The organism is Streptomyces sp. V4I8, assembly GCF_041261225.1.
In the GTDB taxonomy this organism is placed as follows: Bacteria; Actinomycetota; Actinomycetes; order Streptomycetales; family Streptomycetaceae; genus Streptomyces.
Genome location: NZ_JBGCCN010000001.1, coordinates 9,384,128 through 9,405,282, shown reverse-complemented (window position 1 = coordinate 9,405,282; position 21,155 = coordinate 9,384,128). Strand labels below are relative to the sequence as shown.

Below are 21,155 nucleotides of genomic sequence, written 5' to 3'. Positions count from 1 at the left end.
GACCTGGAGATCACGCCCGACAACATCAACACCACCCGCCTGACACTCAAGCGGCTGACCGAGAGCGGCGTCCTGGTCGAGACCGAGCCGGGCTTGCTCACCCAGCTGCGGCCGTAGCCTCCCGGCGGCCCCCCGACCAGCCTGCCTACCCCAGTCGACCAGGCAATGCGGACATCAACTCACGTATCACCCTCTGAGTGGGCGTTTAGGGATGGATTGAGACGCTAAGTCGCTCCTGCGGCCAACACCCTTCGGGGTGATTCGCGCCTTACATGCGCCTTCACGGCATCCCGGGTGCCGATCCGGTCGCCCGTTTGATCCGCTCCTCAGCGCCGAATTCCGTCTGGTCTAACAACGGGTTGGAAGCTTCCTGTCTGTCGGTAACTTCCAGGCGTTTCAGGCCGCACGCGTTGGCGATAAATGTGGCAAAACATGTTGAAACGGTCGGCGTGAATCACCATCAAACGCCCACTGAGTCCTCTGCGGGGGTGGGATGCTCACTCACCGGCGAATCCTAGCCCGCGCGGTCCAGCCTGAAGCGGGGGTGTGGATCGGCGCGGCCGGTGGCGAGGTCGGCGGCCATCGCGCCGATCAGCGGGGCGAACTTGGCGCCGTGCCCGGAACACGCGGAGGCGATGACGAAGGGGCCGTGGCGGTCGAGGAGGAAGTCCTCGTCGGGCGTGATGGTGTAGAGGCAGGTCGCTTCGGCCACCGGGTCGGGTTCGAGCCCCGGGAGGCGGTCCCGTACGAAGCCGCTCACCCGTGTCCGGGACGACCGGTCGACGACCCGGTCGCGGGTGAGGTGCACGCCGCGGTCCTGCGCACCGTCAACACGCGGCCCGAGTACATCCGAGTGGTCGCATCGTCGCCGACGACGTCCACCGCATCACCGAGCAGGTCAACCGGACCACCTGCCAGTACGACCGTCTCAAGCACCGCAAGGTGGGCGAGTACTGGGGGACGTGCCCCTGCCGGCCCGGGTGCGGCAGACGATCGACCGGTATGCCGCCAAGCACGGCACCGTCGACGGCTACCTGCTGCGCCACCCCGGCGACCCGGCCAGGATGTTCCCGCACTACCACATCGCCAACCAGTGGCAGCGGATCAAGAAGGCCGACCGGGTCGACATCCTGGCGACGCAGTCCAGCCGCTCACCCGTCCGGTACTCGCTGACGCCAGTCACCGGCACGGCGGCGATCACCCTCGGCGCGGCCGTCACCCCCGAGGTCCGAGCGGACGCTCTGCACCAGGACCAGCAGCGGACGGTGGAAGAGAAGCACGATCGTGCCGTGGAAAGAAGCACTGCTCAGGTGAAGCAGCGTATCGGGTCGTACCCGCGTGTCCACGTTGAGAGCAGCGGTCGTGGAGTGGTCTTGCACCAGGGTGCCGGAGCCGCAGATGTCGCAGTATCCAAGCCCGTCTTGCGGACTGTCTCCACCAGCAGCATGGCCCCGGGGGGATCGTTCGGGGTGACGACATCTCCTCGTTCTTGTGGAGAGCTTGACGGGTTGCCGGCCGACGCCGCACCCGCTTGGCGTGAACCAGCCATCTTCTTGGCGCGAGCCTGCCGTCGCGGCCTGCGGGTGTTCCGGCGCACCTACGCTCGGTTCCATCGGCGTGATCCACGCAGATCTCCGCAGGTGTGCCACGGCGCCGGGCCGATCGTGGCTCGACCAGGACCGGGCCGGAACGGAGCTGACAATGACCGGTACCCGTCCGGACCGAGCCGACGGCCGGGACCCGGGAATCATCGCGGTACTCGGTGCGTTCGTTCTCAACGGCGCGCTGCTTGGCTCGTGGGCCCCTCGGGTGCCGGCGCTGGCCGCGCGGATCGGTGCGGACGAGGGTGCGCTGGGGCTGTCCTTGCTCGGTGCCAGCGTAGGTATGATCGCCGCTTCGATTCTTGCCGGCCGACTGTGCGCGGCGTTCGGCGCTCGCGTCGTGATGACGGTGTCCGGTGTTGCCGGGTCCGCGATGCTTCCGGCTCTGGGACTGGCGAGGTCGCCCGCGACGCTCGGCCTGCTGCTGATCGTACTCGGCGCGATGGTCGGCGCGATGGACGTGGCGATGAACGTGTCCGGCGTGACAGCGATCCGGCGGACCGGCCGGGCGATCATGCCGCTGTTCCACGCGGCCTTCAGTGTCGGCACGCTGGCCGGTTCGGTCGGCGCCGCGGTCGCGGCCGGACAAGGGCTGGCACCGAGCCGTCATTTTGTCATCGTCGCGGTGATCTGCGGCGGCGTCACCGTCGGCATCGCCCGCTGGATTCCCTTCGAGGAACTACTGAGGGTGCCCGCAGAGAGCGGGCGTGCCGGGCGGGCACCGTTCAGGCGACCGGCGCTGTGGCTGCTCGGCGGCGTGGCACTGTGCGCCTCGATAGCCGAAGGAGCGGCCGCGGACTGGTCGGCGCTGTTCGGTGTGCAGGAGCGCGGTCTCAGCGAGGCCACCGGAGCCCTGATCTACTCGTGCTTCTCGATCACCATGGCGTGCACCCGCTTGTGCGGCGAGGCGATCCAGCGTCGCTGGGGCGCACCACGGATGCTCATCGGAGGTGCGGCGATCGGTGGGCTGGGGCTGGCCACCGCGGTCATCGCGCCGTCGCCGGCGCTCACCTTCGCCGGCTTCGCTGTCGCCGGTGTCGGTCTGGCGTACGCGTCCCCCGTCGTCATGGAGTTGAGCGGTGCGGCCGGACGACGGGCCGAAGGGGGCGGCGGTGAGCGCGAGGTCGCGTTCGCGACAACCATCGCCTACAGCGGCTTCCTCCTCGGCCCTCCCCTGGTGGGCGCCATCGCCGAACTGACCAGCCTGCCCGCCGCACTCGGCGCTGTCGCGGTACTCGTGTTGCTGATCGGCCCGCTGACCCTGGCCGCGGGTACTTTCCGGCGCCGGGAGTTGTCGTCGGCCGAGGAGTCAGCGGCGAACCCCGCCGGGAGCACAGCGATCCGGCGCAAAATGGGCTGAGCCCGCCGCCACGGTCGTGGATGCGGGGGTCCGTCAGGATGTGCAAGCGCTGCGTCGTCGTGAGTGCGTCCGCGTGTACGCGCTTGGCCCCGAGTAGTTCCAGAACCTCGGTGAGTCTCAAGCCGTTCTGACGGTCGGTGAGTGGGTCAGTGGGCCCGCCTATCCGGTGTTGGCGAGATTGTGCGGGCGGGCGATGCCGAGCATGGCGTGGTGGACGCCGTCGCCTTCAGGCGGCACTCGCGGAGGATCTTCCAACTCTTCATGGGCGAAGGCATGCTCGGCACGGCCGCGGACCCGGCGGTGCGAGGCGTTGTGATCTTCCTTCCAGGCGGGCAATTCGGCCTGACCGAATACTCGCCGGTGCGGGATGACCAGACCGGTGCCGCGGTAGCCACCGTCGGCGATGACGGTGGCCTTGCCGACGGCCGTCTTGGCCCCGGATAGTTCCCTGGCCCTGCAGTCGTTGCCGTTGCGTGGCAGGGGCCGGCCCACCACGACCACGAGTCGCGTGTCTGCGTCGATGACGACCTGGTGGTTGGTGGAGTAGCGGTAGTTCTTCGACTGCTCAGCGACAGTGCGATCCCGGGTGGGCACCAGGGTGCCGTCGGCGATCAGGACCACCGCCCGCCGCCGGCAGGCGGCGACCAGCAGGATTCGGTCTTCCAGACTCAGGCTCCACGGCTGACCCGGCCGCACCTCGTCGGCGCCTTCGCGGCGCAGCGTGGTGATCAGCTTGCCGAAGCAGCGCGGGCTCAGTCCGGTGAACGGGGCTGTCCAAGATGGCTCGGACACCGTGATCACACCAGTCACCCGCTGATCGTCCCGTTCCAAGGGGTGGCAACCAAGCCGCTCACGTGATCTCCTCCACGCAGCACGTGCGATGGCTGAGAGGGCGTATGAACAGGCGGGGCATGCCGGGGCGCGGCGTGAGAGTCGGTCTGCTGATGGCTTGCGTTCCGGGCATCCCATGGGCTGCTCTCGCTCTGGCGGTGGCCGCGGTGGAATTTCTTACGGGAGGGGACACGCAGCTTGCCGCTCGTAACGTGCGGTATGGCGGGCTGCTCTTCGGAGGAAGCTTGCCGGCCGGCGTGCTGATGGGCTTGATTCTCGGTGGAGGACTGGCTCTTGCCTCTCGCGCAATCACCCGCGCATGGGGACTTGCCCTCGTAGGAGCACTGATCGGAGTGCTGGTCTTCCCGGCCGAGTTCGTGGTTGTCGCGATAGGCACAGATGGGGATTATGCACAGCTTGGTACGACTCTTTTGGCATGGCCGGTAATGACGGTGGTGGCAGCCGCCCACAGCGCCGACATAGGCCGAACCCGCACACGCACATGGCTCTGGAGTCCAGGACTGGCACAGCGGCTCGGGCGAGGCTGCCTGCCTGCCTGCCTGCAAGCCTTGGCGCCCGAGCCTCCGTAAGGCCGTTCCGGGCTGCCTTAGGCCGTACACGCCAGCAGTTTCGGAACAACCCTTGGAAAGCGCCCGCAGCAGGCATCCCGAAAGGCCCGAAACACTATGCGCTTTACCTCTGAGACGTCGTCAGACGGCGTCTTTGAGCAGCTCTTTCTCCTCGGCGACATCCCTGGCGTGCTATGGACTCCACGAGGTGCCGACGGGACCCGCCCCCTGATTGCCATGGGGCACGGCGGCGGTCAGAACAAGAAGGCCCCTGGCATCGTGGACCGTGCGCGCCGTTTCGTGGCCGAGTGCGGTTTCGCCGTGGTGGCGGTCGATGCGCCGTAACTGGATAGGTGCTCCTGGCGGGATGAGTTGAATCTTGTCAGTTGGATCGGTGATCATCTGTCTCGTGTCTGATGCTGCTGTGCCGCCTTCTTATGAGGAACTCGCTGTTCTGGTGGTGCAGTTGCGTGAGGAACTCGCCGCGGCGCGGGAACGGATCGTGGTACTGGAGGGTCAGGTCGTGGACCTGACGGCCCGGCTGGGGAAGAACTCGGCGAACTCTTCCAGGCCGCCGTCTTCGGACGGACTGGCGAAACCGGCTCCGAAGTCTCTGCGTGGGAAGTCCGGGCGGGGGCCGGGCCGCCCGAAAGGCCAGAAGGGCATCACGCTGCGGCAGGTCGCGGACCCCGACCACCGGGTCGAGCACCGGCCCCACGGCCCTTGCGCCGGCTGCGGTGCGGACCTGGCCGGGGCCGTCGTGGCCGGTATCGAGCGGCGTCAGGTCTTCGACCTGCCCGAACGTATCGGCCTGGAGGTCACCGAGCATCAGGTCCTGACCTGCCGGTGCGCGTGCGGGCGGAGCGAGAAGGCCTCCGGTCCCGAGGGCGTGCGGGCCCCGGTGCAGTACGGTCCTGGTCTCGCGGCCGCCGGCGTCTACCTGATGCACGGCCAGTTCCTGTCCAAGGACCGCACCGCCACCGCCCTGGCAGACCTCTTCGACGCGTCCGTCGCGCCGGGCACGGTGGCCTCGTGGGTACGCACTTGCGCGAGCCGGCTGGATGCCTTCGGCCGTCTCGTGGCCGGGAAGGTCGCCGGCGCGGCGGTGGCGTTCTTCGACGAGACGGGGTTCCGCACCGCCGGGTGCCTGCACTGGCTGCACTCCGCCTCCAGCGGCCAGTTCGTACACCTGTCGGTGCACCGCCGCCGCGGTCGCGAAGGCATCGACGCGGCCGGGATACTGCCCGGCTTCACCGGCATCGCCATGCACGACGCCTGGGCGCCCTACGACTCCTACCCGCAGGCCGAACACGCCTTGTGCTCGGCACACGTACTACGCGAACTGGTCGCGGTCACCGAGCGGGGCAGCGAGAAGGCCCGGTGCGCGGCCTACCGCGCCATCGACGCCGTGCTGGCCCTGAAGAAGGCCGCGGAAGAGGCCCGAGCGGACGGGCTCGACGCGATCGCCGTGTCCGTGAAGGACGGTGAGCTTGGGGCGCTGGCCCAGGCGGTGGCCGACGGGCTGAAGGCGACCGCCACCCGCAGCTCGAAGACCGAGGCGAAGTACCACGCCCTGTTCAGACGGCTGACGAAGCGCTGGAACGACTACCTGCGCTGGGTCCACGACCTCACACTGCCGTTCGACAACAACCCAGCCGAACAGACGATCAGGATGGCCAAGCTGCGGATCAAGGTCTCCGGCTGCCTGCGCACGCTGCACGGCGCGCAGGACTTCGCCGCGATCCGCACCTACCTGGCCACCGCCACCCGACACGAGCAGCCCATGCTCGACGTCCTCATCCAGGCCATGCGCGGCAGCCCCTGGATGCCCGCCCTCGGCTGATCACCGGTCCCGCCAACCGGCAATCACGCACGCCTCCGGACCGAGACACCTATCCAGTCACGATGCGCCTAGCCACGGTGACCGGCCGGAACATGAGGAGTTCACACGGATCGCGACCGAGTACGAGGCTCGGCTTGCCGCCGGTGAGGGACTGGCCCCGCTGATCGCCAGCTTCCAGGCGCTCGTTGTCCGCCAGATTGTGCCGGAATGGCAGACAGTCCTCAATGCGGTCCAGAAGCTCAGTCAGGTTGGCATTGGCCCAGTTGGCTACTGGGGTGTGTCGCTGGGCTGCGTGATCGGTGTCCCGCTTATCGCCGCCGAGTCCCGGGTCCGGGCGGCGGTGCTGGGCCTGGGCGGTGCTGAGGTGTCAGCCGAGGCCGCCGCGCGGATCACCGTCCCGGTGGAGTTCCTCGTGCAGTGGGACGATGAGCGAGTGCCACGGACCCAGAGCCTGGCACTGTTCGACGCCTTCGCCTCAACCGAGAAGACGCTGCACGCCAACCCCGGCAAGCACGGTGAGGTCCCGGCATTCGAGATAGACAGCACGCTGCGGTTCTTCGCCCGGCACCTTGGCTGATACCGCCGCCTGTACTCCGTGACGCGCCGATTGTGATCCGTTCCTGCTCGAATGCCGATCGTGGGTCCAGCCCAGCCAGCGGGCCGGCGAGTCCTGCACATCATCGAGCAGGGCATCGACACCACCGCCATGGAGGGTCAAGAGGAACGGCTGTGGTGGCGTCCTCGTGCCCTGCTCGTGCCCTCCGCGGAATGGTCACGTTCCTGACGACGGATATGGCCCGCCCTCCCCCGCGCCCGGTCTCCAGCAGGGACTCCGCCAGCGCTTGCGCGGTCTCGCCAATTGCCCTGGTGCCCGAAGAGGCGTCAGTTCTCCCTGTGTTCGCTTCCTTCTGCGCGGGCGCGCTGTGCGCGGAGCTCCACGGCGTCGAGGAGCAGGCCGATCGCGGTCTCGAACTGGTCCTCTTCGTCGATTTCCGCGAGATGGGGGGCGACCTGTGCCAGGTTCGGGTACCGCTGTGGCGAGGCCATCAGGTACTCGCGGCGCCAGGCCAGCCGGTCGCCTTCCTGAGCGCCCTTGTCCAGCACGTTGAAGGAAGCCTCGAAGGCGCTGGCGGCGAGTGCCGTATCGGCCAGGACCCGGTAGTACGAGGCCGCTTCGCGTCCATGGAGGCCGGCCTCGATCAGGGCGCCGATGACTACGTCGGCGCCGTGGAACTCCGGCTCGCGCCGCGAGGTGCGGGCCGCGACCAGGACGGCCACACCCGGGTGCTGCAGACATGCGGCACGGATCCGTCGGGCGAGCGACGCGAGGGTCTCGCGCCAGCTGTCCGACGGTGCGAAGTCGCGCAGGGCATCGCTGACCAGCCGGGCGGCCAGGCCGAGCAGCAGCTCGTCCTTGCCGCGGAAGTGCCGCAGGACGGCTGTGTGGTCGGCGCCCAGATCAGTGCCCAGCCGACGGAAGGTGAGCGCATCCGGACCGTCCCTCTCGATCACGGCCATTGCGGTGTCCAGGATCAGATCCGGGGTGAGGAAGGATGCCGGACGCTTCCGCCGCGCGGGAGTGGCTCCTGCGCCTCTGCCCTGATCGCCGGAGGGTTACTTCCCTGGCCTGCTCACTCATCGGGTGGATCCAGCGGACCTCAGGGCGTCGGACGTGGGAGCCAAGGTCGGCAACCCGGGAACCCGGGAACCCGGGAACCCGCCAAGAGGATGTTGTGGAACCACCGCCGGTTCGTCTCCGCACACCGCGGCGCTCCACGACCTCTCAACCCCGGGGGCGACTGTCCGGAGCGAAGGCCCCAGCTCCAGTCGCTCCGGCACCCGGCGCCCCGAACGCACCGGCCGGAGCGCCGTCGAGCGGGGGCCGATCTAGGCTGGAAGCAGCCGCTGGAAACCAGCCCTGACGGGCACGGCTGTCCGGACGGAGGCGTGGCGCGTGGAGATGGCCGGCAAGCAGGACGCCCCCACTGCCGTTGCCGTGGTGGACCCGGACGGCTTGGTGAGCGGCTGGAGCGAGGGGTGCCGGCTGCTGCTGGGCTGGACGGCGGAGGACACCGTCGGCCGCCCCGTGACCGACCTGCTGGTCGATCCCCCGCCACCCGGCTTCCCCGAGGGCTACGGCGCCGGCCCCGACCCCACGGGGTTCATCCCCCTGCGCCACCGGGACGGTTCCACGGTGGACGCCGTGGTGGCGGCTCACCCGCTGCTCGGCCCCGACGGGCGGGCACTGGGCCACGTGGTGACCGTCCAGCGCTGGGGGCGCCGCCCGGTGATCGCCGACCGGGCCTTCGAGCAGTGCCCCTTCGCTCTGGGCGTTTACGACCCTGAGCTGCGGTTCCTGTGGATCAACGCCTCCTCGGGACGGGTGATAGCGCACTCCGAGGAGCAAGTGCTCGGCAAGAAGTACCGCGAGGTGCTTCCCGAATTCGACCGCACACTGTTTCCCGAAAGGGACGACAAGCCCTACACCGACGCGCTCGCCCAAGTGGCGAGGACGGGCGAGCCCACGCGTCTGATCACCGTCTTCCGCCCGCGCGGCAGCGATTACGCCAACGCCTGGGCCACCAGCATCTGGCCCGTCCGGGATGCCGAGGGCAGGGTCCGCGCGATCGCCAACTGGGGATTCGACATGAGCGCCGAGTACTGGGCTCGGCAACGCCTGCTCATCCTCAACAAGGCCAGCGGCGGCATCGGCCGCACCCTCGACGTGATCGGCACCGCCCAGGAACTGGCCGGCACCCCGGTGCCGGGATTCACCGACCTCGTCACCGTGGATCTCTTCGACGAGGTCCTGCGTGGAGAGGAGCCGCCCTCCGTGTCCGCGCTCGCCCCCGGCGAGACCATCGCGCTCAGCTGTGCCGCCCGGCACAGCGCGAAGGAGGGCACCGACCCGGCTCCCGGGCCCACGACACCGGTCAGTCACGCTCCCGGTTCCGTCGCCGCCCGCTGCATGGTCACCGGCAGGTCCATGGTTGAGCTCGCCGCTGAGCCCGGCCAGGGCGGCGAGTGGGCCTTCGGGCCCGGGCTCGCCGCCGACCCGGCCCACTGGCCGCCGGGCAACCCGTTGATCGACGAGTCCCTTGCCGCGGACGGGCTGACCGGCCGGATCACCGTGCCGCTCCGGGCGCGCGGCGCGCTGCTCGGCGTCGTCGCCTTCTCACGCCTCGACCGGCCCGAGGCCTTCACCGCCGACGACCTGATCCTCGCCGAAGAGCTGACCGCCAAGGCAGCCGTCGCCATCGACAACGCCCGCCGGTACTCGCGCGAGCGCACGACCGCGCTGACCCTGCAACGCAGCCTGCTGCCGCAGGGGCCGCCGAACCAGGAGGCGGTCGAGGTGGCATCCCGCTACCTTCCCGGCGGGACCGGCGCGGAAGTGGGCGGTGACTGGTTCGACGTCGTTCCGCTGTCCGGCGCCCGCGTCGCCCTGGTCGTCGGCGACGTCGTCGGTCATGGCCTGCACGCCTCGGCCAGCATGGGGCGGCTGCGCACTGCGGTCCGCACCCTCGCCGACGTCGACCTGCCGCCGGACGAGCTGCTGACCCACCTGGACGACCTGGTCCTCCACCTCGCCAGCGACCTCCAGCCCGTCGGCCAATTCCAGCCGACCGGCGAGTCCGGGGCCACCTGCCTCTACACCGTCTACGATCCGGTCTCGCGGCGCTTCACGCTGGCGAGCGCCGGCCATCCGCTGCCGCTGATCATCTCCCCGAACGGCGCCAGGACACCGGTATCCGCACAGCCGGGACCGCCGCTCGGCATCGGTGGGCTGCCTTTTGTCGGCGTACGAGCTGAAGTGCATAGCTGCGTACGTTTGAACGTGCAGAGGTGTCAGGCCACTTCGGTTTCCCGCTCGATGGCCTTGAGGCGGTTCTTGAGTCGGTAGCTCGGGCCGTTGATGGGGACGACTTCGCAGTGGTGGAGGAGCCGGTCGAGGATCGCGGTGGCGAGGACCTCGTCGCCGAAGACTTGGCCCCACTCGCTGAAAGTCTTGTTCGAGGTCAAGATGATGGAGCCCTTCTCGTAGCGCTTGGAGATCACCTGGAAGACCAGGTTTGCTTCCGCGCGTTCGAGGGGCTGGTAGCCGACTTCGTCGACCACGAGGACACTCGGCCGCAGGTAGGTGCCGAGTTTGTTGGTCAGCCGGCCGGCGGCTTCGGCGGTTTTGAGGTTGCGGACCATGTCGTCGAGGCTGGTGAAGTAGATCGAGTAGCCGGCCCGGCAGGCCGCGACGGCCAGGGCGATGGCGATGTGGGTCTTGCCGACTCCGGGCGGCCCGAGCAGGGCCGCGTTCGCCTTGGCTTCCACGAAGGAGAGGGTGGCGAGGTCCTTGATTTTGCGCGGGTCGAGGTCGGGCTGGAACGAAAAGTCGTACTCGTCCAGCGTCTTGTGGTGTGGAAGCCTCGACAGCCGCAGGCCCTGGCGGAAGCGCCGGTCGTCGCGGACGGCGAGTTCCTCGGACAGGACCAGGTCGAGGAACTCGAGGTAGCCCATCTTCGCTTCGTCGGCCCGCCGGATGTACTCGTTGATGGCTTCGGCCAGGTGGGGCAGGCCGAGCTTGCCGGCCGTGCTGCGGACGCGGGTGGAGACCAGCTCGCTCAAGACGTTTCCCTCGTGCTCGGGTGGGTGGTGAAGGGACGGGTGCCGGTCAGCTCGTCATAGACCGACAGCGGCCGACGGCCGACCTCGATCCGGGTGGCCGCGGCCCGGTGCAGCAGGGCCTGCAGCGGACCGGCTTCCTCGCCGGGGACACGCTCGTGACGAGGCTGGGGCGGGACGTCGCCGCTGGTGGTCCGGCGGCCCTGGCCGGTGGGCAGACCGTCCCAATGCTTCTCCTCCACGATGCGGACACCGCGGCCGACTGCCCGCGGGTGCATGGCCAACAGCGTTTCCCCGCTGGCATCAGGGGCGGTCGAGTGCAGCATGACCTGGGACTTTGTAGCCCTGATCTCCACCAGCTGGCGTGGGCGGACCTTGCGGGCGGGCACCGAGTAGAGGTTCCCGCCGAAGGCGACCAGACAGTCCTTGCCGACCGGCCGCAGATGCCGCTCGGCCACCAGATACGGCGTCGGAGGCAGCGGCTTGAGGGCCGCGTGGTCCCGGGCCGCCCGCTCACCGATGACCTCCCGGTGCGTCTTGTGGATCTGGGCCCGCCGCTGCGGCACCCACGCGGCGAACGCCGCGTCCATCTCCTCGACGGACGAGAAGGCCCGCCCGGACAGGACGTGGTCGCGCACGATCAGGACCTGCCGCTCGACCCGGCCCTTGCCCTGCGGCCGGTAGGCGGCCAGGACGTCGATGTCGAAGTCGTAGTGGCCGGCGAAGCCGACCGCTTCCGGGTGCAGCGGGACCGCCTCGCCGGGGGCGACGTGGCGGCGGACGACGGTCTTGGTGCGGTCGTAGACGATCGTCATCGGCACCCCGCCGAAGTGCGCGAACGCCCGCCGGTGGCAGTCGAAGAACGTCTGCAGATCCAGGCTGGTGGTGAAGCAGCAGAACGGGTCACGCGAGTACGACAGCACCATGTGGAAGGAGTAGACCTTGGGAATGCCCAGGTGAGCGAGGGTCTTGCCCTCATCACCCCAGTCCACCTGCGCCTGGGCGCCCGGGATCACCTCGAACCGGCGGTGCATCCCCGCCAGTTCCCTCGGCGTGATGCCCAGTTCCTCGGCGATCCTCGGGCGTGCTTCCTGAACGTAGAGCTTGACCCGCTGGTAGTTGCCGGTGAACCCGTACTCCTTGGCCAGCCGCTCGTGGATCACCGCGGCCTTCATCAGGACCTCGGCCCGAAGCATCGCGTCGATCAGCGGGGCGACCTCATCGACCACCCGCCTGCGTGGCTGCCCGCTCACCGTCCGACGCGGCGGCGACGCCGACCCGTCGGCAGACAAGTACTTGCTGACCGTCCGCCAGTTCAGCCCGGTTTCCTTGGCAACCTCCGACAGGCTCATGGCCCCGGACTCGACCAGGCCACGAAAACGCCGGAGTTCCAGCCAGCGCTGCGGGTCCAAGACCACCATCGACCCCTCTCTGCAACCTTGAACAACAGGCAGCAGAGTGCAGGGCACCGGCCCTCAACACATCAGGAACTATGCACGTTCATCCGTACGTGACTATGCACGTTCACGTGTACGCCGACACCTTTCGAGGTCACCGAGCTCGAGCTGCCCGAGGGCAGCCTCCTAGCCCTCTACACCGACGGACTGGTGCAAAGCCGCGAACGCGACGTCGACCAGGGGATCGCCGAACTGCAGCGGGTCCTGAACCACTCGGCCACCTCCCTGGAGGCCCTGTGCGACACGGTGATCGACGCCATGCTCCCCGAACGCCGCACCGACGACGCCGCCCTGCTGCTCGCCCGCACTCAAGCGCTGGACCCCCACCACGTCGCCGACTGGGACGTCGAGCCCGACCCCGCGCAGGTGCAGCGCGCCAGAAAGTTCGCCGTCGACCAGGTGGACACCTGGGGCCTGGAGGAGGCGTCATTCGTCACCGAACTGGTCGTCAGCGAGCTGGTCACCAACGCCATCAGATATGGCGAACCGCCGATCAGGCTGCGGCTGATTCGCGATACTTCCCTGATCTGCGAGGTCTCCGACGCAAGCAACACCGCTCCGCACCTGCGCCGGGCCCGCGCCTTCGACGAGGGCGGCCGGGGCCTGTTGCTCGTCGCCCAGCTCACCCAGGGGTGGGGCACCCGGCACACCACCAGCGGCAAGACGATCTGGTGCGCGCAGGCCCTCCCCTAGGGCCCGCCGTTCGGTCATGCCGGCGTCGCGGGCCCTGGCACGCGCTCCCCCCAACTGCCTTAAGGGCGTGGGGACCCCAGCCGCGTTGTCGTCACTCGGCGACTCCCCCACTCTCGACGTCGCTCGAGCGGGACCCCCATCGCGTCGCCCGCCGCGATAGCGGCTCATGTCGCCGCCTCCTCCGCCTTGCAGCTGCACGTACCAGAGCCCGCTCGGGTCGGCCGCCGGCGTTGTGCGGGTCTGGCCTGGGGGTCCAGATGCCGCAGCCGCTCAGAACAGGGCGAACGTCGACTGATGCGGCACTAGTTCCCCAAGATGCGCCACCGGTTGTCGGCGGTGCCGTTGTCCGAGTCCTGGACTGCGAACGCGCCGACAGCGGTGGAGTTGTTCGCGATGGCGAGCAGCTTGCCGCTGTGCGCGTTGCGGATCTTGTAGGTCCCGTCTCCCTGGTCGAGCAGCGTCCATATGTGGTCGGTGGTGCCGTTGTCCGACCACTGCAGGACGGTCGCGCCGTCGGTCGTGGCCATGTCCAGGACGCCGAGCACCTTGCCGCTGTTGGCATTGCGGAAGCGGAACCCGCTTCCGTCGGGGATCATTTGCCAGTTGTGGTCGGCGGTGCCCGAGTCGTTCCACTGCAGAGCACGGCCACCGTCGGCCGTGGACATGTCCTGGATGCCCAGCACGAGACCGCTGCCCACGTTGACCAGACGGACGCTGCCGCTGGTGTTCCAGTAGACGGTGTAGTTGTGGCCGTGCGCGTCGTGGAACGGTCCCAGGTTGACGGTGGCGCCGTTGGCGGTGGCGGTGAAGGCGAGCGAACTGCTGCTGGTCCGTGTGATCGAGGACGTGTTCAGCGACGGGAGGGAGCTGAGCGAGGAGTTGCCGTAGTTGCCGGACAGGACCACCGGGCCGTAGGTGATCGCGGCGACGTTCGCGTTGTCGTTGGCCGCTCGCATGACGATCCGCATGGGCAGGCGGACGGTGACCGTGTCGCCGGAGGTCCAGGAGCGGGTCAAGGCGGCGTAGCCGCCGGGCGTGGTGGTGAGGTCGAGAGGTTGCCGTAGCCCACCGTGAGGGAGTCACCGATGAACTCGATCTGACGGCTGCGGGCGGCCGGTTTGCTCAGTACGGCACCGCCGGGCGCGGCGACGAAGCCTCCGAATGTGCTGGTGTCTCCCGGGGTGTCGTTGCGCTTGACGAGCCGGACAGTGTGCGTGCGGTCCTGCAGGCCGTTGATCCAGTGCGTGGTGTTGCCGGGCGTCACGAGCGTGGCGACGGTGGCTCCGTTGATCTGGACGTCGTAGTCGGCGGCTGAGTCGTTGAGCACGATCCCCACGCCCGTGCCCCTGACGGTGCCCTCGAAGTACACGCCGGGCCAGCTGTACTGCACCGTGTTTCCGGCGTCCTTGACCCGCCCCGCGGTGTGCACCTGCGCCAGCACTCCCGATGCGCGGACCAGTTGCCACTGCTGGTTGGCCCCGCCCCAGTCGGTGAACTGCACGACCTTGGCACCGTCCGCGGTCGAGGCGTTCTGGACCTCGACGGCCTTGCCGCTGCTGCGGCTGATCAGCCGGACATAGCCGTCCGACGAGTCCGCCAGCCGGAACTGCTGGTTGGCGCTGTTGGCATCACCCCACTGCACGATGTCCGCGTGGTCGGCGGTGGAGTAATTGAGGACGTCCAGGACCTTGCCGGAGTGCTGCGCCTTCAGCCGGTAGTAGCCGCCGCCCGAGTCGACGAACCGGAAACGCTGGTTGGCGCGGGTCCACTGCGACAGGGCCGCCCCGTCGGCGGTGTTCGCACCCGAAACGTCGAGCGCCTTGCCGCTGCCACGGTTGACCAGCACGTACGACGCGTTCGTATCCACGGTGGCCGCCCGCGCCGTCCCCGCAGCACCCAACCCGGTCAGGAGCGCCGCCATCAGGGCGGTCACCGCGGCGAGCGCCCCCGTACGCCTCCCGCGTATCCGCCACGCAACCCTGAATGTCATATACATGCCCTTCATCCGTGTCTCCTTCGCTGAGTGCGTCAGCCCGCTCCGAGGGCGCCCCCGAGGCAGGGCCCAGCCACGTCGAGATCCGAACCATTGGCCGGTGCTGCCGTTGCAGATCACCTGCGAGCGGCGGGCGCACCCGGGGCACGCTCAGGCGTTCCCGGACGCGACCGGACTCCTCCGCCGCCGCACCCGGGAAGAGTGCTACGGGTGCTGAGTCCTCGAGCTTTCGGACCTGACGTCCAAGATGTCGAGGCGACGGCGATATGACCGCCCCTCCTCGCGGCGGGCGCCGGGGGCGCGGACTGCCGAGGCCCATGTCGGAGCGCGCGCTGAGGAACGCGCCGAATCCGGCAGTGCGGGCCTTGCCCACGGCGGAGGTGGCGAGGACAACAGCCGGCAGGATGGGAAACGCCGTCAGCAGCTTGGCATGGGGCCTCTCTGCTGGATGCGGTGCGCTCCCCCAACGCGGCGCGAAGAGACCGGGCTGGACGGGGCATCACTCCGCCGTGGACCGTCGGTGAAGCCGTCCCAGGCAGGGCTCGGGGTCGGTGCCCAGCTCGCGCCGGAAGACGGATCGCGCCAGCTCGTAGGCGTCCGTCACCCGGCTCGGTTCCCCGAGCTGGTGATGGGCGTCCAGCACCGGCAGCCGGCTGCGGATGCGCACCGGCTCCGAACATGCGGAGCGGGCCGTCGGGCATGCCGTACCGCTCCACCCGCACAGTGGCGTGGTCCGCACTCCACAGGGCCAATGCGGCGGTGGTGAGTTCGCCGGGGCGGGACGGGTCGATGGCGACCGCGGCCCACCCGCGGCCGACAAGGCGCGCGAACACGAAATGAACGACTACGTCCGGGCCGACCAGAAGCGCGTATTCGCCCTGATGACTGACCAAGGGAGTGGACACCGGGAGGTGGCGGCGCACGAGGTGGGCGTGCGAGCGCAGGTCGTCGACGGCTGAGCGGAGCGGTTCACCCACCCACAGACCGTCCGTCAGGGGCTCGAGGGGCACCCCCCGCCCCGGCCGGAGCACGAGCGAGGTGAGGAGCGCGCTCGGCTCGGCGCCTCGGAGCAGCCCCGAGTTGACGTCGTCGCGGATCTCGATCGCCCCCAGGACGCGTATCAGCGGTGCCTGCACGAGCCCTCCCGTCGGTGACGCGCCGTCGGCTCGGAGAAGGCGCCTGGGCACTCTGGGCGCTCCGGACGCGATACTCCCGGCGCACACCATATTGTCGAAGCGCTTCGCATAGAACCGTTCGGCGGCAACTGGCATCTCCGACCGGTCTGCACGAAGGTATGACGGACGAACGGCAGGAAAGCTTTATCGAAGGGCTTGCCCCCATGTCGAAGCGCTTGCCCCCCTCCGGGCGCCGCATCGGCGCCCCCCACCCGGACGGGCAAGGCGCCGAGGTGCTCCTTGTGGATCGAGACCCCGGGCCTCCCGCGGCACCACCCTGTCCAGGCGTAGAAATCCCTGCGCGGCGAAGCGCGCCCGACGGACACCCTGCCGTTGATGGCGTTCGACGCCGACGGCACGACGTTCGCCTACGGCGTCTCGGCACCGATGAGTCAAGCGTCGCCACAACATCTGACTGTCTGGGACATACGACACGACCGCGCCCACGCCGAGCTGGACCTGGCGACCGCCGGGACAGACCGCATCGACGAGCCGGGGCAGCCGAGCGGCGCCAGGTGCTGCTGAGGCGAGCGACGGCCGTGGCGCCGGGCATGCAGTACGTCACCCCGCCGGGTGAGTTGCCCGGCGGGGTGACGTGGGTGCTCGATGATGGTCCGGGCGGTCAGCAGGGAGAGTTGGTCTGGGTGAGCAGGCCCATCCGCCAGGGAAGACGTATGTAGTCGCCCCCGGCTCTGGGGTCGATGCCCTGGTAGACGTACTGCAGTCGGCACGGATTGATGGTCAGGTTCTGGTCGTTGCCGTCGCGGACCATCTCGCCGTGGCTGATGTCCTCGGCCCAGGCCCCGCCGGGGAAGGCGACGTTGTTGCGGCTGGCGAAGGGTTCGTTCTCCGTGGCGGCCAGGGGGTCCAGTTGCCGGTGAGGCTGGTCGAGGTGAAGGAGCGGAAGTAGCGCCGGCCCGAGGTGTTGCTGATGGCTTCCTGGAGCAGCAGGTACTGGTTGCTGCCGGAGACCTTGTACACGTTGGTCGCCTCGAACAGGTTGTTCTTCGTGTCCGACATCACGATCTGCGTGTTCCCGAAACCGGTCGGGAAGTTCCCGAGGCTGGTCTGGGCGCGGTAGATGTGCCCGTTGTCGTCACTGAAGAACAGGTGGCAGTTGGCCGTGTCGCAGATGACCCAGAAGTCGATCCAGGTGCCGTCGCCCTTGTTGTCCTTGACGATCTGCGGCTCCTCGGACATGAGGAGGCGCGGCGCGGACCACGAGCGCGGGTCGGCCGGGTTGGTGCTGGCGGAGTAGGTGGGCGGACCGGTCTGGTAGACCATGTACCACAGGTTCTGCGGCGCGAAGTAGAACACCTGGGGCGCGGCCCGGTAGCCGGGGCCCATGGGCAAGGTGTCGAGGTAGGTATGCGGTGCGGAGGCGGCCTGGGACCAATCGCCGAAGTTGAACTGCGCCAGACCCCAGCCGGACGGGCCGGCGGTGGTCGCGAAGGTCAGCCAGTGGTTGTTGTGCCACGGTATGCACGGCGGCGGGGGACGGAGCTCTCCGCCGGGTGGGAGGCGGACATCGGCCGCCAGAGGTGATGGTGTGCGTCGATCCTGGTCATCGCTACTCCCTGCTCAGCGCCGAGCGGCGACAGCGTAGCAATACATCCAATGACTCAGGAAGATATGGACCCATGACTTCGCCATCGATTCACGTCGATGTTTCCACTACCGCAGGTAACGGCGCCCCTCGGCCGTCTTGGCGGTGCAGAGCATGAGCCCCATTCCCGATGCAAGCTATCTATTCATCCCATGTATCGCCGAATTCCAGGGCACTGTGGCGGGTAGCGCCCGCCCGTCACTTCCGCGCTGTCGTCCCGAGGGAGAGGGGTTCGCCGGAGCGGAGATGTTCCCTCAGCCACAGCTCGGTGTTGCTCACGTGCAGCAGTGCGGCGGCCTGGCCGAGGGCGGCGTCACGGGTGGACAGCGCGTTGAAGATCGCCTCGTGCTCGGCGAGAGTGCGGCCCGCGGCCTTGTCGTCGACCAGACCGCGCCAGATGCGGGCGCGCAGGGTGCGGCCTGAGATCCCTTCCAGGAGGGTGAGGAGGCTCTCGTTGCCCGTGGCCGAGACGACGGCGCGGTGGAAGGCGGCGTCGTGGGCGTTGAGCTGTTCGACGTCGTCGCGGGCCTCGCGCATGGCGTCCAAGTGACGCTTCACCTCGGCCAGTTGGGCGTCGGAGATCCGGGTCGCGGCCAGCGCCGTGGCGACCGGTTCCAGGAGCCGCCGTACCTCCATGAGGTCCTGCAGGGCGACCGAGTCGCCCTGCAGCAGTTCCACTGCGCCGCCGAGCCCCTCCAGCAGCAGGCTCGGCTGGAGGCTGGTCACATACGTGCCGTCGCCGCGCCGAACCTCCAGGACCCGCGCAACGGCCAGCGCCTTGACCGCTTCCCGGGCGAGGTTGCGGGAAAGTCCCAGCTGAGCGGCCAGGTCCGGCTCCGGTGGGAGCTTCGAGCCCGGCGGCAGGGCACCGGTCCGGATCAGCTCACGCATCTGCTCGATGGCCTTGTCCGTCAGAGACACCGCTCATCCCTCCCCCCACCGTGCCCCGCGAGCACGTCCGACCTGATCAGCCCCTGAGCGCGGAGATCGTCCCAGAGACCGTCCGGGACTCGCTGATCATGGAGTTCCACGTTTTGTCCGACCTGTTCCGGAGTCCGCACGCCGAGGATGGCGTTGATGATACTGGGATGCGTGCACGGGAAGGCGATCGCGGCGGCGGGCGGAGTGGTCCCGTGCGCCGCACAGACCTCGGCGATCGCCCGGGCCCGGGCGACCAGAGCCGGCGGGGCGTCCCGTTAGTCGTACTTCATTCCCCCTCGGTGGGTCGGTCACGGGCGTGCAGTCCCGAGTTGAAGACACCCACCGCCACCACGCTCTTGCCCAGGTCCCGCGCGGCGGGCAGGACGTCGTCCAGCGCCGATTGGTCCAGGAGCGTGTAGCGCCCGGCGAGCATCACCACGTCGGCGGCGGTCTCGCGCAGGAAGCGGGCGAGCATCGCCGACTGGTTCATGCCGGCGCCGATCGCGCCGATCACGCCCTGGTCCCGCAACTCCACGAGCCTGGGCATGGCCTCCTCGGCCGCCTGCCGCCAGTGATCGTCCGGATCGTGCAGGTAGACGATGTCCAGCCGGTCCACGCCGGTGCGCTCCAGCGTGTCCTCGATGGACCGCAGCACACCGTCCCGGCTGAAGTCCCACCGCCGGAGCAGGTCGTCCCGTACGACGAAGCCCCAGGTGTCGACGCCGCGTGGCTCCTCGTTGGGCACGAGCAGCCTGCCCACCTTGGAGGAGATGACGTACTCGTCACGCGGGCGGCCTCGCAGGGCGGCGCCCAGACGGCGCTCGGAGAGGCCGAGGCCGTAGTGCGGTGCCGTGTCGAAATAGCGCAGGCCGACCTCCCAGGCCGCGTCGACGGCGCCTGTCGCGTCGTCGACCGGGGTGACGCGGTAGAGGTTGCCGATCACGGACGCCCCGAAGCCGAGCTCGGTGAGTGAGACGGGCGTGTTCTGGGGATCTTCCGCTGCTGCAAGACGTGCTCCTGGGATACGTGCGATGGGGCGTCGGTCAGCGTCTGACATGGGCTGATCCGCCCGCGATGAGCGCCTCGACCTCGGCGAGCGAGGCCATGGAGACGTCTCCGGGCGTGGTCATGGTGAACGCGCCGTGGGCGGTGCCGTAAGCCAGGGCGCTCTCCAGGCCGGTGTCGCTGAGCAGTCCGTGGATCAGACCGGCGGCGAAGGCGTCGCCGGAACCGATGCGGTCCAGGACCCGCAGGCCAGGCATCCGCGGGCCGGAGACGAAGCCCGTTTCGGCGGACCAGTGCAGGTCGGTGCCGCAGATACCGACGTAGGCCTTCAGCTTGATCTGGGTGAAGCCCTCGGCGACGGCCTCGTGGGCCAGGCGGGCCAGCTTCTCGTCGGAGTAGCCGAGCCGGCCGGGGGTGGTGGTGTAGGCGGGGTAACCCTGGTCGAGCAGGTGGCCGATGCGCTGTTCGCGGCCGGGCTCGGCGCGCCGCAGGATCTCAAGGGCCTCCTCGGGGGTGAGGGCGTCGCTGAGCCAGCGGAAGTCGACCTGTGCGACCAGGTCCTCGGGTGACATCTCGCCGAGGAAGCGCCGCACGGGCTTGCCGGCCAGCTTGGCGGCCAGGTGCCAGGCGGCGTTGACGACGGCGCCGGTGGCCATGTGGATCGCGCCCTTCTCCGGGCCGAGCCAGCGCAGTTGGGGGTCGTGGACGAGGGAGCGGGAGAACGCGCCGAGGTCGGCGCAGACGTCGTCGACCGAGAGGCCCACCACGTGCGGGGCGAGGGCCGCGACGGCGGCGGCCTGGACATCGTTGCCACGGCCGGTGGTGAAGGTCAGAGCGTGGCCCTCGAGTCCGCCGCCGGCGTCGGTGCGCAGGACGGCGTAGGCGGCGGAGTAGTCGGGTTCGAGGTTCATCGCGTCCGACCCGTCCAGGTGCTCGGACGTCGGGAAACGCACGTCCAGGACGTCCAGGACGGTGATGCGGGCAGAGGCCGCAGAAGCGGACAGGGCTGATGGCATGGCGGCAACTCCTCTGAGAGCAGGGGCGATACGGCCCTTGCGGCGGGATATGGGGCGGCGGAGGGAGCGGGTGGCCCGGACGGCCGCCGTGTTCACTCCCGGACCTTGCCGCCGTGATGGCGCGAGATGGCCAGTTGTGGAGCCGCTGCCGCACGCACTGAGCAGAGCCAGTGCGGACTCGGCTGCACACAGTGCGGTTCTGACTCTCATCGATGCTTCCTCGCGCCGGTCCCGTAGCGGGAGATGTTTCGCATCGACGACATCTAAGCATCACCGCGCGACAGAGATGGGATGTTTATCGGCGCGCTCCTCGCGCACTATCTACCCATCGCGACTAATTGTGCACAAAATGCCAGCTCGCAGTTCTCCCAGGAGAAGGGAATGGCACCAGGTAGGGGGCAAGATTCATCCCATCAATCGTCGCCCTTGGCTGATCCCAATCGGCCATGAGTTCCCTGGCAGACATGC

At 69.0% G+C, this 21,155-nt stretch carries 14 protein-coding genes and 8 pseudogenes; 8 read left to right on the top strand and 14 right to left on the bottom strand.

The features are described from left to right. Window positions 1–514: 514 nt before the first annotated feature. Entirely contained in the window at window positions 515–808 is a 294-nt protein-coding gene (locus ABIE67_RS42775; protein WP_370266950.1) for an FAD-dependent oxidoreductase, read from the bottom strand. 343 nt (window positions 809–1,151) lie between these two features. After that, window positions 1,152–1,280, bottom strand: coding sequence for a hypothetical protein (locus ABIE67_RS42770; protein ID WP_370266949.1), 129 nt, complete (start codon window positions 1,278–1,280; stop codon window positions 1,152–1,154). A 421-nt stretch (window positions 1,281–1,701) separates the two neighbouring features. On the opposite strand from ABIE67_RS42770, the gene ABIE67_RS42765 reads away from it, so the two are divergent. Next, window positions 1,702–2,961 (top strand): MFS transporter, encoded by a 1,260-nt coding sequence (locus ABIE67_RS42765; protein ID WP_370266948.1) that lies wholly within the window; start codon window positions 1,702–1,704, stop codon window positions 2,959–2,961. A 159-nt stretch (window positions 2,962–3,120) separates the two neighbouring features. Here the strand turns inward: ABIE67_RS42765 and ABIE67_RS42760 are convergent. Continuing rightward, window positions 3,121–3,771, bottom strand: a pseudogene (locus ABIE67_RS42760) (transposase). 707 nt (window positions 3,772–4,478) lie between these two features. Here ABIE67_RS42760 and ABIE67_RS42755 point away from each other — a divergent pair. From ABIE67_RS42755 to ABIE67_RS42745, 3 genes and pseudogenes are all read left to right on the top strand, one after another. After that, window positions 4,479–4,703: pseudogene (locus ABIE67_RS42755) on the top strand (alpha/beta hydrolase); the annotation flags it as partial. A gap of 67 nt (window positions 4,704–4,770) precedes the next feature. Next, a complete protein-coding gene (locus ABIE67_RS42750) occupies window positions 4,771–6,204 on the top strand; it encodes an IS66 family transposase (protein WP_370253078.1) in 1,434 nt (477 codons plus the stop codon). Between the two features lie 61 nt (window positions 6,205–6,265). Then, window positions 6,266–6,781 (top strand): annotated as a pseudogene (locus ABIE67_RS42745) (alpha/beta hydrolase family protein); the annotation flags it as partial. A 305-nt stretch (window positions 6,782–7,086) separates the two neighbouring features. Here the strand turns inward: ABIE67_RS42745 and ABIE67_RS42740 are convergent. Then, the gene (locus tag ABIE67_RS42740; protein ID WP_370269479.1) at window positions 7,087–7,734 is read right to left on the bottom strand and encodes a TetR/AcrR family transcriptional regulator C-terminal domain-containing protein; all 648 of its coding nucleotides are present in this window, start codon (window positions 7,732–7,734) and stop codon (window positions 7,087–7,089) included. 430 nt (window positions 7,735–8,164) lie between these two features. On the opposite strand from ABIE67_RS42740, the gene ABIE67_RS42735 reads away from it, so the two are divergent. Next, window positions 8,165–10,108 (top strand): SpoIIE family protein phosphatase, encoded by a 1,944-nt coding sequence (locus ABIE67_RS42735; protein ID WP_370269477.1) that lies wholly within the window; start codon window positions 8,165–8,167, stop codon window positions 10,106–10,108. Here ABIE67_RS42735 and istB read toward each other — a convergent pair. Together istB and istA are read right to left on the bottom strand one after the other, a co-directional pair. After that, window positions 10,054–10,824, bottom strand: a complete 771-nt coding sequence (istB, locus tag ABIE67_RS42730) for an IS21-like element helper ATPase IstB (RefSeq protein ID WP_370251676.1) — start codon at window positions 10,822–10,824, stop codon at window positions 10,054–10,056. The genes ABIE67_RS42735 and istB overlap by 55 nt on opposite strands. After that, a complete protein-coding gene (istA, locus tag ABIE67_RS42725) occupies window positions 10,821–12,242 on the bottom strand; it encodes an IS21 family transposase (protein ID WP_370251680.1) in 1,422 nt (473 codons plus the stop codon). Before istA ends, istB begins: the two co-directional genes overlap by 4 nt. Window positions 12,243–12,362: 120 nt before the next feature. Here istA and ABIE67_RS42720 point away from each other — a divergent pair. Then, a pseudogene (locus ABIE67_RS42720) lies at window positions 12,363–12,971 on the top strand (SpoIIE family protein phosphatase); the annotation flags it as partial. Window positions 12,972–13,273: 302 nt separating this feature from the next. On the opposite strand, the pseudogene ABIE67_RS42715 reads toward ABIE67_RS42720, so the two are convergent. The 3 genes and pseudogenes from ABIE67_RS42715 to ABIE67_RS42705 all read right to left on the bottom strand — a co-directional run. Further along, window positions 13,274–14,020 (bottom strand): annotated as a pseudogene (locus ABIE67_RS42715) (RICIN domain-containing protein); the annotation flags it as partial. Beyond that, window positions 14,020–14,961: pseudogene (locus tag ABIE67_RS42710) on the bottom strand (RICIN domain-containing protein); the annotation flags it as partial. The pseudogenes ABIE67_RS42715 and ABIE67_RS42710, both read right to left, overlap by 1 nt. A 502-nt stretch (window positions 14,962–15,463) precedes the next feature. Further along, window positions 15,464–15,631: a BTAD domain-containing putative transcriptional regulator gene (locus ABIE67_RS42705; RefSeq protein ID WP_370266947.1), complete on the bottom strand. Its 168-nt coding sequence runs from the start codon at window positions 15,629–15,631 to the stop codon at window positions 15,464–15,466. On the opposite strand from ABIE67_RS42705, the gene ABIE67_RS42700 reads away from it, so the two are divergent. After that, the gene (locus tag ABIE67_RS42700; RefSeq protein WP_370266946.1) at window positions 15,624–15,923 is read left to right on the top strand and encodes a hypothetical protein; all 300 of its coding nucleotides are present in this window, start codon (window positions 15,624–15,626) and stop codon (window positions 15,921–15,923) included. The genes ABIE67_RS42705 and ABIE67_RS42700 overlap by 8 nt on opposite strands. A 552-nt stretch (window positions 15,924–16,475) precedes the next feature. Then, window positions 16,476–16,664, top strand: coding sequence for a hypothetical protein (locus ABIE67_RS42695; protein ID WP_370266945.1), 189 nt, complete (start codon window positions 16,476–16,478; stop codon window positions 16,662–16,664). 97 nt (window positions 16,665–16,761) lie between these two features. Here the strand turns inward: ABIE67_RS42695 and ABIE67_RS42690 are convergent, their stop codons facing one another. The 5 genes and pseudogenes from ABIE67_RS42690 to ABIE67_RS42670 form a co-directional block, all read right to left on the bottom strand. Continuing rightward, entirely contained in the window at window positions 16,762–16,911 is a 150-nt protein-coding gene (locus ABIE67_RS42690; protein ID WP_370269749.1) for a hypothetical protein, read from the bottom strand. Window positions 16,912–16,926: 15 nt separating this feature from the next. Further along, window positions 16,927–17,558, bottom strand: a pseudogene (locus ABIE67_RS42685) (non-reducing end alpha-L-arabinofuranosidase family hydrolase); the annotation flags it as partial. Window positions 17,559–17,943: 385 nt separating this feature from the next. Continuing rightward, a complete protein-coding gene (locus tag ABIE67_RS42680; RefSeq protein WP_370266944.1) occupies window positions 17,944–18,666 on the bottom strand; it encodes a FadR/GntR family transcriptional regulator in 723 nt (240 codons plus the stop codon). Continuing rightward, window positions 18,657–19,690: pseudogene (locus ABIE67_RS42675) on the bottom strand (aldo/keto reductase). Before ABIE67_RS42675 ends, ABIE67_RS42680 begins: the two are co-directional and overlap by 10 nt. Before the next feature lie 19 nt (window positions 19,691–19,709). Then, the gene (locus ABIE67_RS42670) at window positions 19,710–20,687 is read right to left on the bottom strand and encodes a PfkB family carbohydrate kinase (RefSeq protein WP_370266943.1); all 978 of its coding nucleotides are present in this window, start codon (window positions 20,685–20,687) and stop codon (window positions 19,710–19,712) included. Between the last annotated feature and the right edge of the window lie 468 nt (window positions 20,688–21,155).

What these genes read in the sequence shown, in the direction of transcription:
- ABIE67_RS42765 (WP_370266948.1), top strand. Translation starts at nt 1,702, where the DNA reads ATGACCGGTACCCGTCCGGACCGAGCCGACGGCCGGGACCCGGGAATC.
- ABIE67_RS42735 (WP_370269477.1), top strand. Translation starts at nt 8,165, where the DNA reads ATGGCCGGCAAGCAGGACGCCCCCACTGCCGTTGCCGTGGTGGACCCG.
- istA (WP_370251680.1), bottom strand. Translation starts at nt 12,242, where the DNA reads ATGGTGGTCTTGGACCCGCAGCGCTGGCTGGAACTCCGGCGTTTTCGT.
- ABIE67_RS42700 (WP_370266946.1), top strand. Translation starts at nt 15,624, where the DNA reads ATGCGCACCGGCTCCGAACATGCGGAGCGGGCCGTCGGGCATGCCGTA.
- ABIE67_RS42695 (WP_370266945.1), top strand. Translation starts at nt 16,476, where the DNA reads ATGGCGTTCGACGCCGACGGCACGACGTTCGCCTACGGCGTCTCGGCA.
- ABIE67_RS42690 (WP_370269749.1), bottom strand. Translation starts at nt 16,911, where the DNA reads ATGGTCCGCGACGGCAACGACCAGAACCTGACCATCAATCCGTGCCGA.
- ABIE67_RS42670 (WP_370266943.1), bottom strand. Translation starts at nt 20,687, where the DNA reads ATGCCATCAGCCCTGTCCGCTTCTGCGGCCTCTGCCCGCATCACCGTC.